We start from the raw sequence: 12,536 nt of genomic DNA, 5'->3' as shown, positions 1-12,536 counted from the left end.
AAACTTTATTCTGTTTTCAGTGAAAATCGACCGACAATTTATTCCTGTTACGAACAAAAGTTTTTTGGTTCTTTTTTCAAAAAGAACAGAACCTCTCCACACCCATCCGCCACACCACGCGGGAGCGTGAACGCCCCATCGGGAAACTCCCGTCCGGGACGTGGCGTTGCGCACAGGTCATCCGATGTAATTCCCAGAAAGGGGAGACACTCAATGACTGAATCGAATTTCTTTACCCGTGCCGGCGATTTCCTGACGGGGGCGACCGGGGACCAGTCCGGCCTGATTACCGTATTGAATGAAATACTCGGCCCCATCACGCGCAAGGACCAGCCAACGCGGCTGGAGGCACGGTCGCGCACCCCTGAAATCATGGACATGGTGTCGCACTGGCAGGTGCAGGACAGGCCCGGCCCCACGACCGAGGCCGTGATCCATTCCCTGTTTTCCCCCGAGGAAATCAGGAGATTTTCGGACGAGACCGGCCTGTCCGCCCCGGCGGCAATGGAAATCCTGAAGGATATCGTGCCGCTATGCGCCCGTGATCGCAAGAAAAGGCAGCTACGGGTGCCTGACGAGGCCCGGTAAAGGCCCCGGAGGAGAGGGGGAGATGAAAATCCCGCCTGTATATCTGGTGTTTCTGCCATGGCTTGCCCCCATTCCCATTGCTGCCGTGGGAATGGGATGGAGCATGGAATAAAGGTGCGCCATCATGGCGGACATGTCCCGATACAGGCAGGCGATGCCATGCGTTGGATATTTATAGCCTGGTGCTGATGTTTTCATGATCATGACGCATGCGGCGGGGGAGGGGTGGACCCAGTTGGGGGAACTCGGCCTTGCTTTCGTGCTGTCGGGACTGGTTGGGCTGGAGCGCGAGATCCGTCAGAAAAGTGCGGGCCTGCGGACCTATACCCTGGTTGGCGTGGCGGCGGCGCTGTTCATGCTGGTGTCCAAATACGGCTTTAACAACGTGCTGGAAAACGGGCGCGTCATCCTTGACCCGTCGCGTGTCGCGGCACAGGTCGTCTCGGGCATTGGCTTCATCGGTGGCGGTGTGATCTTCATGCGCCGCAATGTGGTGCGTGGCCTGACCACAGCGGCTTCGGTCTGGCTGACGGCGGCACTTGGCATGGCGTGCGGGGCGGGGCTGCTGGCGCTGGCGATCGCCACGACCGTGGGACATTTCATCATCATGTTCATATTCCCGCGCCTGTTGCGCCATATCCCGCATGAACATCTGGCCACCACGAATGTCAGCGTCACCTACGTCGATGGCCGGGGCGTGCTGCGCCATATCCTGGTGGAATGTACCCGCCTGCGCTTCGGGGTCGATCATGTGCGCATCGAACGCGACGATACCTTTGCCACCGCGCGGGAGGCCGTGCAGGACCAGGCGGATTATGAGGGAACCGATATCGGAATCCCCGCCGCGGCCTCCGCACCGCGGCGGCAGGTGCGCCTGTCGATGCAGGTCAGTGGGAGCGAGCAGGTGTCGCGTCTGGTCGCCGCCCTGTCGGAACTGCCCGGTATCGTGGCGGTGGGCACGCTGGAGGACGGGCAACTGGACTGAAAAGAGGGGAGAGGACATGAAAAAGCCCCGGCATGCAGATGCGATGCCGGGGCCAGGGTAAGGGGAAAGCCGGGCGTTACTGGAAGCGGATCAGGTGGGCGCGCCGGTCCCGCCCGAGGTCATAGGCGCCACCCTGTTCCAGGATGGCCTGATGGATGCGGTCCACCCGTTCGGTGTGGCGGCGGCCGCGACGTTTCTGCGCAATGCCCCGTGCCTGGAGGTTCCTGCTGCCGGCAGCACGTCCAATTTCGTGTTTAAGCTGCCCCATCAGAATGTTCGTCTTTGCAAAGAGCATGTCCGTGAACTGATACATGTCACTCTCTCCTTGATGGTGGCCGCACTTTAATGGGCGTCCACCATGAGATGAGCATAATGCATCCCTGATATGCAATAAAAAACATACTCGCAGGACGTGTAGTTTTGTTGCGCCTCAGCCCGCGTGGATATCGTCAAGCCGGTCGAGGCGGCGCAGTCCCGGGAACATCCGCATCCACAGCAGGGTCACGACGATGGTGCCCGCCCCACCCAGCGCCACGGCCTCCACCGGGCCGACGAGGGAGGCGAGCATCCCGCTTTCGAATTCCCCCAACTGGTTGGACGACCCGATGAACAGCATGTTGACGGCGGATACCCGCCCGCGCATGGAATCGGGGGTGCGCAACTGCACCAGCGCCCCGCGCACGACCACGCTGATGACATCCGCCGCCCCAAGGACCGCAAGTGCCAGGACGGAGAGCGGCATGGAGGTGGAAAAGGCGAAGACGATGGTCGCCACGCCGAATGTCGCCACGGCGGCGAACATGCACGCGCCCGCACGGTGGTTGAGCGGCTTCCACACAAAGAACAGGGCGCACCCGACCGCGCCAATGGCCGGGGCGGCCCGCAGCAGGCCCAGTCCGGTCGGCCCGGCATGCAGGATGTCGCTGGCATAGACCGGAAGCATGGCCGTCGCCCCGCCAAGCAGCACGGCGAACAGGTCCAGCGAGATTGCGCCCAGCATGTCGGGGCGCTGGCGCATGAACCGCCACACCTCCGCGAACATGGAGACCGAAAGTGGCTGGCGCGCCCGCGCCATGTTGCGCAGCGGCAGCAGGAACGTGCCCACCATGGCGGCCCCGAAGCCCAGCGCGCAGACGATGTAGCACATGCCGGCCCCCACCCCGTACAGCAGCCCCCCCACCGACGGGCCGGTGACGGCCGCCGCCTGGAACAGCGACGACGACACCGCCGCCGCGCGCGGGAACATGTGCGGCGGCACGATGGAGGGCAGGAAGGTCTGCTGGCACGGCATTTCGAACGCCCGCGCCGCGCCGAACACCATGACCATGGCATAGATCATGGCCGGCGTCGTCCATCCCCCGAACGCGGCAATGGCCATGACCAGCGTGGATATGGCCTCGATCGTCTGGCAGGTCATGGCGATGCGGCGACGGTTCATGTGGTCCGCCGCGTGCCCGGCCACCATGGTCAGGCAGATCATGGGCAGGAACTGCGCCAGTCCCACGAAGGCGAGGGCGCGCGCGCTGTGGGTCAGGGCATAGATCTGCCACCCCACGGCCACCGCCTGCACGCATGAGGAAAAGGAGGATGATGTCCGTGCCATCAGGAACGCCAGAAGTCCCGGATGCTGGACAAGCCTGCCCGCCGGTGTGGCGTCGGCTGCGGGGGTGGCGTCCCCATCGGCACCGGCCTGTGGTGCGGTACCGGCCGGTGTGGTGGGAAAATTCTTCGATCGCGTCATGATGCCTTACGCTATAGCAGCCAGGGGGTCGAATTCGACACGAATTCCCTATCGAAAAGGAATGATCGCAGGTTTACAAGATGACGCGAACACAGGCAGAAACATTCCCATGACAGACCTTGCGCAGCCCCCCGTAATGGACGCTTCCGCCAGTGGCGGGATGGACGGGCACCTCGACATCCGGGTTGGCACGATACTGGAGGCCAGCCCGCTTCCGGATACGTATCATGACACCTACCGGCTGCGAATCGATTTCGGGCCGCATCTTGGCGCGCGTACGTCGGCCGTGCGGGTCAATCACCGCTATACGCCATCACGGCTGGCGGGGCGGCAGGTCTGTGCGATTGTCAATGTGCCGCCGCGCCAGATCGGGCCTTTCCGCAGCGAGGTCCTGACCCTGAGCATGCGTGACCAGAAAGGGGAGGCCGTACTGATCCGTCCGGACAGCCGCGTCCCCGACGGAGGAAAACTGTTCTGATGGCAACCAGTTATGCGACTGTTACGTGGGACCAGCTTCATCGCGATGCCCGCCAGCTTGCGGCGGAGCTTATGCCGCGCGGTCCGTTCAGGGGGATCGTGGCGATTACGCGCGGTGGCCTGATCCCGGCTGCGATCATCGCGCGGGAACTGGACTGCCGCCTGATCGAGACGGTCTCCGTCGTGACCTATGATGAGGAAAAGCAGGGCGAGGCCACCGTCATCAAGCGGCCCGAGGCGGCGGGCGATGGCGAAGGGTTCCTGATCATCGACGACCTTGTCGATTCCGGCGTCACGGCGCAGGTCGTGCGCGGACTGCTGCCCAAGGCGCTGTTTGCGTGCCTGTACGCGAAACCGGCGGGGCGTGCGCTGACGGACATGTTCGTGGTGGAGGTGCCGCAGGAAACCTGGGTGCTGTTCCCGTGGGATACGGCGCCGCTGTTCATCCCGCCGCTGGCGCGCAGGGACGACACGCCCCGGTCCTGACGCATCGGGCGCGCAGGCGGGGACGGTTTCGTGGCCCGTTCGTGGCGTTCACGGGAATGCGTTGTCACGGCAGCGTCTTTTCCCGGACGGGCGGGTTGTCATGAGGGCACCTGAAGCGATATTTTTTTCAATAAGGTGCTTGCCAGCGCGTCCAATGACACATAGCTTCCCCCACATGGTGACGGGGCGTGGCGCAGCCTGGTAGCGCGCGTGTTTTGGGTACACGAGGCCCCCGGTTCGAGTCCGGGCGCCCCGACCACCATATGGGAGATCGTTCTGATGCGTGCCCGGATTTATCAGGAATCAAAGACGGCCACACAGTCGGGTCAGGCCAACACCCATACTTGGGTGCTGGAATACGGCCAGACCCAGCCCCGGCATGTCGATGCCCTGATGGGATGGACCGGCAGCCGCGATACACTGTCGCAGCTACGCCTGCAGTTCCCGACACAGGATGCCGCCGTGGCTTATGCCCGGCATAACAATATCGGGTATGATCTGGAACTGCCTGTTCCACGCATCCGCAAACCCAAAGCGTATGCCGATAATTTCCGCTCCGACCGTATCCAGAACTGGACGCACTAGCTTCCATCTGGCACAAGGCAGTGCTCCGCGCCCTTAGCTCAGTTGGATAGAGCAACAGCCTTCTAAGCTGTGGGTCGTTGGTTCGAATCCAACAGGGCGCGCCATTTTTCAACGACTTAGCCGTCAAAAAGTTTGCACGGTTTGCAGATGGTTTGCAGTATGCTGCGGCCCTGACGTGCCATGCCCCTTCACCCGGCTGAAAGCGCCGGGCGATTGTCCGCAAACAACCCACTGATAAAAATGAAAGTTTTTGGTGAAGCTTTTTTCAAAAAGCTTCAGGAAACGTCATGCCTGTTCGCAGCCGATGCGTGTGCCGTAAGAACGCCCGGATCCATAACGGCCACAGTGACTCCGTCCCCCTTGTGGGTCCGACTCCAGCCATAACGCAGCAGCCACCCGCATGGCCTCAGAACGGGGCAACACAGGCCGGTTGCCCCATCGCAGGCCCGCCCCGGATCAGGCGGGCACAGGCACGATGTCCGGAACTTTCTGGGGCATGGGGGCATGCCAGCGTCCCTGATCCACATCCGCGATTTCGCGGTCAATTTCCCCCGCGACCTGTCGCGCAAACGGGCCGAGATGCAGGTAAAGCGCGCTGGTCATGACCACATAAGGCAGCGCCTTCGGGTTATGCAGCGCGCAATCGAGCATCATGCGCCAGAACTGCCTGCCTGTTCCGGGGCCGGAGCGGTGGATGCGGAACAGCAGCCGGAAGAAACTGCGCAGGTCGCCCTTTACCATCCGATGCGCCCGCGTGCGCTTCAGCATCCGGCCCAGACGCCGCACACGGCCGAAATAGGCCACCGGGTCATAGATCGTGCGAAGGACCGTCCGGTAATCGTTCAGCACGTCACGGCGCGGGCGCAGCGTCTCGAAATTCAGGCCGGCCGTGCACTGGTCGCCAGACTGTGTCTGGTCATCGGCGGGGAAGAGGCGTCCTTCGGACAGCAGTCGCCGCGTCAACTGCGTGGTCGGCAGGGCATAAAGCAGCCCGACCATGCAGACCGGGATCGCCGTATCCTCGATACATTCGATCATGCCGCTGGCGACGCTGCCCTTTTCACTGTCGAATCCGACGATGAAGCCGGCATTCACGAAAATGCCCGCCTTGTGGATCGTCTCGATGCTCTGTTGCAGGCTGCGCCGCGTATTCTGTTTTTTCTGCGTCATGACGAGGGTATCGGTATCGGGGCTTTCGATCCCCACGAAGATCGCAAAGAAATTCGTGTCCGACAGGCTGCGCAGCAGGTCGGCATCGTCCGCAAGGTTGATCGATGCCTCGGTCGAGAATTCGAACGGATATTTCCTGTCCGCCTGCCAGCGTTTCAGGTCCGGCAGGAATTTCTTGAGCGCCTTCTTGTTGCCGATCAGGTTGTCATCGACAAAATCCACATGCCCGCGATAGCCAAGGGCATACAGCGCATCGAGTTCCGCAAGCACCTGTTCATTCGTCTTGGTGCGCGGCGTGCGGCCATACAGTTCGATGATGTCGCAGAATTCGCAACTGAACGGGCAGCCACGCGAAAACTGCACGCCGACATGCAGATACTGGTCGAATTTCAGCAGGTCGAAGCGCGGCAGGGGGCTTTTGGTGACATCGGTCTTCCCCATCGGGGCTTCGAAGACGCCCTGCCGGTCGCCCCTGCGCCAGGCGGCGATGAAGTCGCCCATGATCTCCTCGGCCTCGCCAAGGACCTGGAAATTCGCACCGCTATAGAGCGCCGGGCTTGACGTGACATCGGGACCGCCGACCACCACCGGCCTGTTGTGGGCGTGGCTCATCTCGATGATATGCTGCGCGTCGTTGCGCTGCGGCAGCATCCCGCCGGTCATCACCATGTCGGCCCACGCAAAATCCGCGTCGGTCAGGGTTTCGGTATTGCGGTTGACCAGCCTGACATCCCAATGTTTCGGCAGCAGGGCGGCAACGGTAATCAGGCCAAGCGGTGCGGCCGGATAACGGGCACCGGCCAGATCACAGGCTTCCTTGTAATTCCAGAATGAACCCGCGTTGAAACGCGGAAAGACCATCAGGACCTTGCATGTTTCGGTCATTGCGCGGCCACCCCGCATGCCAGCGGCCGTATATGCCGGAAACGACTTTCCGGGCTTGTGGTGCGGGGACTGCGGATGGATGGATCCACATCTGATGAAGAGGCAGTGGTCCGGCGAACAGTCGGCATATGGATCTTCCATCTGGGTGAGGGGTGCTTCTACACCCTCTGCACCACAATGGCGATAGAAGGTACTGATGGCATCAGGTGTCGCCCGGTTTCAGGCGACGGCCTGATGCCGGGTCTCAGGCCATCGCGGAGACCGGGGTATCGTCCCTGACTGGCTGTATTTCAGGGGTATCGTCGCCGTCTGTGGCGGGCGCCTCCGCCGGGGACGGGTCTTCATCGGCAAGTAGGGCCAGCAGTTCCGGCGGTACAGGTTCGTCAAGGATATCAGCGTACTGACGGGCAAGGCTGGCATGGGCCCATTGCGGGATACCGGAGTCCATGATGGGAAAGAGGGGCGGTTCAGGTGACTCGTCTGACATGATCGCGCTCTTTGTCGTTTCACCCATGCCCATGGCACAGGCTGGAACGACAACGCGTACCAGACCGGTCTGGTTATATTCGAGATTCAGGTCTGTCTTATTCTGTTTTGTCGGAAAATCTTCCCTCGGGCGGGGAACCGCAATAGGGCTTTCCCGTAATCGAATTGATCCGCACCCGTTTCGCGCGTGTCGTGGTGTCGGGCACGACATGGCAGTCCAGTCCCTCCGCCCGGCGGGCGGCGGCAAAACGCTGCGCATGTGACAGTTGCGCGGCCTGATACAGCACGCGCGTGCCCAGCATGACCTTATGCTGCTTCATGTCTGTCCTGCTGGGCGACTGGGAGTGAGGGAAGGGGGCGCATGGGATCCTTATGCATGTACCGGTGGCGGGGTCCGTGATGTGGAGGCCGTGCACCATTGTGCCAGTTCCGCAGGCGGCAGCGGGCGTGAAAAGAGGTAGCCCTGGATGACATCACACTGCATGGCCTTGAGAAGCTGGTATTGTGCCTGCGTTTCCACCCCTTCGGCAACCACCGTCATGCCGAGGCTCTGCCCGATATGCACGATGGCGCGCACCACCGAATAGACCTTGCCGGAGGGTTCCTCGAATCCCTTCATGAAGCTCTGGTCGATCTTGACCTCGCTGACGGGCAGGCTGGCAAGGTTCGACAGGCTGGAAAAACCGGTGCCGAAATCATCCATCGACACGCCACAGCCCAGCGCGCGGATGGCGGTGACGATCTCGACCGTCTGTTCGAAATTGTCGATCATGGTGCTTTCGGTCAGTTCGATCGTCAGCCGTTCGGGCGGCATGCCGGTTTCATCCATGATGCGCGCGATGGTGGCGGGCAGGTTGCGGTCACGGAAATGGATGGCCGACAGGTTGACCGACACGATGGGCACGTCGATCCCCTGCGCCATCCATGATGTCATCTGCCGGCATGCGGTGCGCAGCGACCATTCGCCCAGAATCTCGATCTGTCCCGTTTCCTCCGCCAGCGGGATGAAGCGCCCGGGGGAGATGAAGCCCAGTTCCGGGTCGATCCAGCGCGCCAGCGCCTCCACCCCATGCAGCCGTCCGGTGCCGGTCATTACCTGTGGCTGGTAGACAAGGCTCAGCCGGTCTTCCCTGATGGCGCGGCGCGGCGCAGCGCGGCGGCAAGGGTGATGCGGTCTTCCGCCGCGCGGTTCATTTCCGGGCTGAAGAAACGATAGCAGTTGCGGCCCGCTTCCTTGGCCTGTGACAGTGCGGAGTAGGCATGCTTCATCACCGTCTTCATGTCTTCGACCGGGTCGATGGCATCGCTGATACTGATGCCGATACTGGCGTTGGGGCGAAGTTCCACCCCTTCGACCATCAGGGGGGCATCAAGGATCCGCAGCAGCCGTTCCGCCCGGACCGCGGCCTGTTCCGGCGCGGTTTCCGTCATGATGACGAATTCGTCGCCATCGGTGCGGGTCAGGATGTCACCCGCGTGCAGCGTACTGCGCAGGCGGCGCGCGACCTCCATCAGCAACGTATCACCCACGGCGTGGCCCATTGCCTCGTTGATTTTCTGGAAACGGTCCAGGTTCAGCACCATCGTGACCCGTGGCGCGGGATGTGGCCGGGTCTGGGTGCAGTACTGCCGCAGCCAGGCGCGGTTCGGCAGGCCGGTCAGGCCATCGTAATGCGCCAGCCTGTCGATGGACTGCCGGGCATGTTCCTGCACGATCGCCAGCATGCACAGATGCACGCACGCCCCGACAACGCGGCGGCACCATGTGCTGGGATGCCCGGGTTCGGGGGAAAAGAGCGTAAAGGCGCCGGAGACCTGCCCGTCGCGCAGGATGATGGGCCGTGCCCAGCAGGCGTGCAGCCCGTGTTCCAGCGGCACATCGGCCAGCCCTTCCCACAGCGGGGAGGTGGCGATGTCGGGCACGATGACCTCTTCATGCCGGTGGATCGCCGTGCCACAGGATCCGGCGGCGGGACCGATCCGTGCGCCGTCATACTGCGCCACCACGGCCTTGGGCAGGGAGGCGCGGCCGATGGGATGCATGACCTTCCCATCCTCAGTCATCATCACCAGCGCCTGCACGTCGGGGACGATGCGTTCGATGCGGCGGCAGATGAAATCCATCACCTCGCGCAGCGACAGTCCGCTGGCCAGCGCCTCCACCACGTCCTGCTGGAGGTAGCGCAGGTCGCGGTCGCGACTGACGTCGCTGAGGATGACGATGGTCTGTTCCAGTACGCCATGCGCGTCATGGACCGGTGTCGCGGCCGCGCGCAGCCAGATATTGCCACCATCGCGGCGGCGCGCCTGGATGTCTATTTCAAAGCTGCTGCCTTCGCTGACCTGCTGGCGGAACTGCTGCAGGGTGCGGATGTCGCGTCCATGGCCGGAAAACAGGATGGAAAAATCATTGCCGGCAACTTCATCTTCGGAATATCCCGACAGGATGCCGAAAGCCGGATTGACATGGGAAATCCGGCTTTCGGCATCCAGGACGACAATGCCACGATCCGTCTCGTGCACGATGGTCGCGCAGATCCCGTCCGAAAGCACATGCCCTGCGGCAGGCGAGACATCACGCAGCGTAATGACATGCAGGCGGCGATCCCCCACCTGCAGTTGGGAGACCTCGAGTTCAGCATTGAAACACGTGCCGTCATGGCGCGTGACGCTCAGCCTGTGCAGGCCGGCACGCAGCGGACCGGTTGGCTTTTCACCTGTGGAGGAAAGGGAATTATTGGTTTCGGAAGTGTGGATTTCCGGGGGCAGGACCGTGCTGCTGTGATGTCCGATGACGTTGTCGCGGGCATGTCCGGACATGCGTTCGGCCATGTCGTTAAAGACAACGATCGCATTGTCATCATCTACGATCACGATTCCCAAATTTTCTGGAGCCTGCCGGGATTTTCGCAGTTGATGCGGACCTATCGCGGACATTTCTGTTATTCCCCTGTCCCGTGCGGCCGCATCCTTGTCAGACATCAGGCGCATGCCACCGGGGTTATGTGCCGGTTCAGGAAAGACAAAGGTGACCCGTTCTGATCAGGTTCGATTAATATACGATCACATAAGCGTTTTTTCGATCTTGCCCACGAAGGACGAGGTCCTGTTGTCTCCTGTGGCAAACTCGGTCATGAATATGGCGTTAATATGTCAAACATGTCAGGACCATGGAATCGGATGTAATTAGGAAAATATTCCTCCAAATCTATCCGGTTGCCACTCTGTCCCCATTTCAGTGCATCGGTATTTCAGGCGGCCGTCATGATGGCGGGGCGCATGTTCCGGTGGAACGCCCGATGAAGGCAAAGGTTGCCGGTGCGCACAGCAATCCCGCCAGTTCGTGACTGGCCACGATTGATCCCGTGTTTTTATGAAATGAAACCCTGGCATGGCATAAGGGGCGTCGCGCGCCTCATTCGCACCGCACGAACAGGGAAACGACCAGTGGGGATCCCCGCTGACCCGATTCTGGATATCATGCGACGATCACTGATAAATCTTGAATTCATCGACAGGAATTACGAGGAGCATGCCGTTTATGAAATCACCCGGTTGGTGAATACATTTCTGGGGTTTTTATCCATCCTTCATCGTGTATTTTACTGCCAGGCCGCCACCAATAGATGTCAGTTACCAGATAGACGAGTGCGGCCGCATAACAATCCCAATGCAATAAAACAGATAGAATCGATAACCATCTGGAATATCAGGAATGGGCGCAAGGTCCTCAAATGCACGATAGGGACCTGTGACATGAAAAGGCTGCTGCTCGACTTCAGGAACTGTCTGGAGGAAATCCATGGGCAGTGATGGGGGTGTGTCAGGGGAGGGGTTATGCGTATCTTGCCCGGTTTCCGGTTTTCGATTTGGCTGCCTGTCGGCGTGTCGTAGCGCTTTTTTACATGAGGTGCCCTCTGTCGGGTGGCCTGCGAATAAAACACCCGGCTATTGAGCCATGCGGTGAAAGGGACTGACCGTGCAAGCAGATGCAGACGCAAAAGCTTCCGTTCAGCCATGCTATTCCTCGTTTACGTATTCATGTCGAGCCACTCTATATGTGCTCCAATCAGTCGAGCAAGGGACTGCTAGGCTGTCTTGAGGGAAGGGGATAGACCCCTCGTATCAGGCCACTTTGTGATCGCTGTTCTGCAGGGACGGGAAGGGCCGGATCTGTGGAATGGCAGGCGAAGGGGATAGGGCAGCGATCTTCCGCAACTGGGTAAGGCGGATCGACCTCTGGCGCCCATGGTCGGCCTTATGGTGGATCTGATCCCATACCGGTGCCCCGGCGCCGTTATAGACCTCCGAGAAGCCCTTATGTCGATCGAGATGCAGGACAAGCAGGTGATCGCAGGCATAGCTGATGGCGACGGAGTTGCCCTGTGTCAGCTTGATCTGAACGTGACGGCTTTCGGCACCTATCGCGTCATACTGCTTAAACGACGCAGGCAGTAATGTGAGGCCGTAGCTGTATTCCGCGACCGCTTCCCCGATGCTCCCAACCAGATGTCCGTCAGGCGTGAATTTCCGGCCTGGGACGATCTGCTCAAGCCGATCCACGATCTGATAGAGCTGAGCTATGAGGACGGGGATCTCAGCTATGGCAGTCAAAAGGCTTCCTTCTGCATTGTGCAGATCTCTTTGGTAGCGTTCATTTGCGAAGCCGCACCCTCGCCCCCACCACTATTCTTTGCAGGGTATTAATGGAATGCTCCAAGTAGCACTGCCACAATAAACCCGATGATCACCCACCCCAGAAGGCCATTCCACAGTTTGTTTTTCCGGTAATAAGCGCGGTTGTAGGCGGCTTTCCTTGGATTGGTCAGCCACCCCCAGCCGCGCGGGGCCTTAAAGCCGAGATTGTGCCTTATATAGCGCTTATAAGAGCCCGATCCGAAAGTTTTCCAAGCTTGACAATGCCTTGCTGTCCGTCGTGTGAGCATGCGGATCGAGGCGATCAATGTCCATGCGGTTGAGGACGCAATGGACTTTTCCCAATCTTTGGCGAGCCGCCTGCACCGTCCCAGCCAGGCGAATGTCCGTTCCACCACCCAGCGACGCGGCAGGATCTGAAAGCCCTTCGTCGTATCGGACCGCCTGATGATTTCGAGGGTCCATTTTCCCATGGCG

13 protein-coding genes, 2 tRNA genes and 1 pseudogene are annotated in these 12,536 nt (G+C 60.8%); 7 read left to right on the top strand and 9 right to left on the bottom strand.

The window, feature by feature from the left end:
• Nucleotides 1–213 precede the first annotated feature (213 nt).
• Together CFR72_RS05385 and CFR72_RS05380 are read left to right on the top strand one after the other, a co-directional pair.
• Complete coding sequence (locus CFR72_RS05385) at nt 214–588, top strand: hypothetical protein (protein ID WP_110912988.1); 375 nt, start codon at nt 214–216, stop codon at nt 586–588.
• 196 nt (nt 589–784) lie between these two features.
• Complete coding sequence (locus CFR72_RS05380) at nt 785–1,573, top strand: MgtC/SapB family protein (protein ID WP_110912987.1); 789 nt, start codon at nt 785–787, stop codon at nt 1,571–1,573.
• 76 nt (nt 1,574–1,649) lie between these two features.
• On the opposite strand, the gene CFR72_RS05375 is transcribed toward CFR72_RS05380, so the two are convergent.
• Entirely contained in the window at nt 1,650–1,886 is a 237-nt protein-coding gene (locus CFR72_RS05375; protein WP_048859340.1) for a CsbD family protein, read from the bottom strand.
• Between the two features lie 117 nt (nt 1,887–2,003).
• Nucleotides 2,004–3,314 (bottom strand): MFS transporter, encoded by a 1,311-nt coding sequence (locus CFR72_RS05370; RefSeq protein ID WP_408869957.1) that lies wholly within the window; start codon nt 3,312–3,314, stop codon nt 2,004–2,006.
• 109 nt (nt 3,315–3,423) lie between these two features.
• On the opposite strand from CFR72_RS05370, the gene CFR72_RS05365 reads away from it, so the two are divergent.
• The 5 genes from CFR72_RS05365 (at nt 3,424) to CFR72_RS05345 (ending at nt 4,966) form a co-directional block, all read left to right on the top strand.
• Entirely contained in the window at nt 3,424–3,792 is a 369-nt protein-coding gene (locus tag CFR72_RS05365; protein WP_233042995.1) for a tRNA-binding protein, read from the top strand.
• Entirely contained in the window at nt 3,792–4,277 is a 486-nt protein-coding gene (gene gpt, locus CFR72_RS05360; RefSeq protein WP_110912985.1) for a xanthine phosphoribosyltransferase, read from the top strand. Before CFR72_RS05365 ends, gpt begins: the two co-directional genes overlap by 1 nt.
• A gap of 182 nt (nt 4,278–4,459) precedes the next feature.
• Nucleotides 4,460–4,536 (top strand) — tRNA-Pro (locus CFR72_RS05355).
• Between the two features lie 20 nt (nt 4,537–4,556).
• Nucleotides 4,557–4,862 carry an ETC complex I subunit gene (locus CFR72_RS05350; RefSeq protein WP_110094263.1) on the top strand — a complete coding sequence of 102 codons (306 nt, stop codon included), beginning with the start codon at nt 4,557–4,559 and terminating at the stop codon, nt 4,860–4,862.
• Between the two features lie 27 nt (nt 4,863–4,889).
• Nucleotides 4,890–4,966: transfer RNA gene (locus tag CFR72_RS05345), tRNA-Arg, on the top strand.
• A gap of 352 nt (nt 4,967–5,318) precedes the next feature.
• Here the strand turns inward: CFR72_RS05345 and CFR72_RS05340 are convergent.
• From CFR72_RS05340 to CFR72_RS05305, 7 genes and pseudogenes are all read right to left on the bottom strand, one after another.
• Nucleotides 5,319–6,917 carry a B12-binding domain-containing radical SAM protein gene (locus CFR72_RS05340; protein WP_110913056.1) on the bottom strand — a complete coding sequence of 533 codons (1,599 nt, stop codon included), beginning with the start codon at nt 6,915–6,917 and terminating at the stop codon, nt 5,319–5,321.
• A 244-nt stretch (nt 6,918–7,161) separates the two neighbouring features.
• Nucleotides 7,162–7,404, bottom strand: coding sequence for a hypothetical protein (locus tag CFR72_RS05335; protein ID WP_146220654.1), 243 nt, complete (start codon nt 7,402–7,404; stop codon nt 7,162–7,164).
• Between the two features lie 97 nt (nt 7,405–7,501).
• Nucleotides 7,502–7,723: a hypothetical protein gene (locus CFR72_RS05330; protein WP_110912983.1), complete on the bottom strand. Its 222-nt coding sequence runs from the start codon at nt 7,721–7,723 to the stop codon at nt 7,502–7,504.
• Between the two features lie 50 nt (nt 7,724–7,773).
• Nucleotides 7,774–8,496, bottom strand: a complete 723-nt coding sequence (locus CFR72_RS05325; protein WP_244182186.1) for a putative bifunctional diguanylate cyclase/phosphodiesterase — start codon at nt 8,494–8,496, stop codon at nt 7,774–7,776.
• Between the two features lie 23 nt (nt 8,497–8,519).
• Nucleotides 8,520–10,277 carry a diguanylate cyclase domain-containing protein gene (locus CFR72_RS05320; protein ID WP_167400307.1) on the bottom strand — a complete coding sequence of 586 codons (1,758 nt, stop codon included), beginning with the start codon at nt 10,275–10,277 and terminating at the stop codon, nt 8,520–8,522.
• Nucleotides 10,278–11,528: 1,251 nt separating this feature from the next.
• On the bottom strand, nt 11,529–12,017 hold the full coding sequence (locus tag CFR72_RS05310) for a DUF6998 domain-containing protein (protein WP_208629972.1): 489 nt from the start codon (nt 12,015–12,017) through the stop codon (nt 11,529–11,531).
• Between the two features lie 302 nt (nt 12,018–12,319).
• A pseudogene (locus CFR72_RS05305) lies at nt 12,320–12,536 on the bottom strand (transposase); the annotation flags it as partial.

Source organism: Gluconacetobacter entanii, from assembly GCF_003206495.1.
GTDB classification, from domain to species: Bacteria; Pseudomonadota; Alphaproteobacteria; order Acetobacterales; family Acetobacteraceae; genus Novacetimonas; species Novacetimonas entanii.
This window is presented reverse-complemented; position numbering and strand designations above follow the sequence as displayed.

Bases quoted from the DNA above. Each gene is read 5' to 3' on its own strand.
- CFR72_RS05330 (WP_110912983.1), bottom strand. From the start codon at position 7,723: ATGAAGCAGCATAAGGTCATGCTGGGCACGCGCGTGCTGTATCAGGCC.
- gpt (WP_110912985.1), top strand. From the start codon at position 3,792: ATGGCAACCAGTTATGCGACTGTTACGTGGGACCAGCTTCATCGCGAT.
- CFR72_RS05380 (WP_110912987.1), top strand. From the start codon at position 785: ATGATCATGACGCATGCGGCGGGGGAGGGGTGGACCCAGTTGGGGGAA.
- CFR72_RS05335 (WP_146220654.1), bottom strand. From the start codon at position 7,404: ATGTCAGACGAGTCACCTGAACCGCCCCTCTTTCCCATCATGGACTCC.
- CFR72_RS05370 (WP_408869957.1), bottom strand. From the start codon at position 3,314: ATGACGCGATCGAAGAATTTTCCCACCACACCGGCCGGTACCGCACCA.
- CFR72_RS05340 (WP_110913056.1), bottom strand. From the start codon at position 6,917: ATGACCGAAACATGCAAGGTCCTGATGGTCTTTCCGCGTTTCAACGCG.
- CFR72_RS05325 (WP_244182186.1), bottom strand. From the start codon at position 8,496: ATGACCGGCACCGGACGGCTGCATGGGGTGGAGGCGCTGGCGCGCTGG.
- CFR72_RS05365 (WP_233042995.1), top strand. From the start codon at position 3,424: ATGACAGACCTTGCGCAGCCCCCCGTAATGGACGCTTCCGCCAGTGGC.
- CFR72_RS05350 (WP_110094263.1), top strand. From the start codon at position 4,557: ATGCGTGCCCGGATTTATCAGGAATCAAAGACGGCCACACAGTCGGGT.
- CFR72_RS05375 (WP_048859340.1), bottom strand. From the start codon at position 1,886: ATGTATCAGTTCACGGACATGCTCTTTGCAAAGACGAACATTCTGATG.
- CFR72_RS05385 (WP_110912988.1), top strand. From the start codon at position 214: ATGACTGAATCGAATTTCTTTACCCGTGCCGGCGATTTCCTGACGGGG.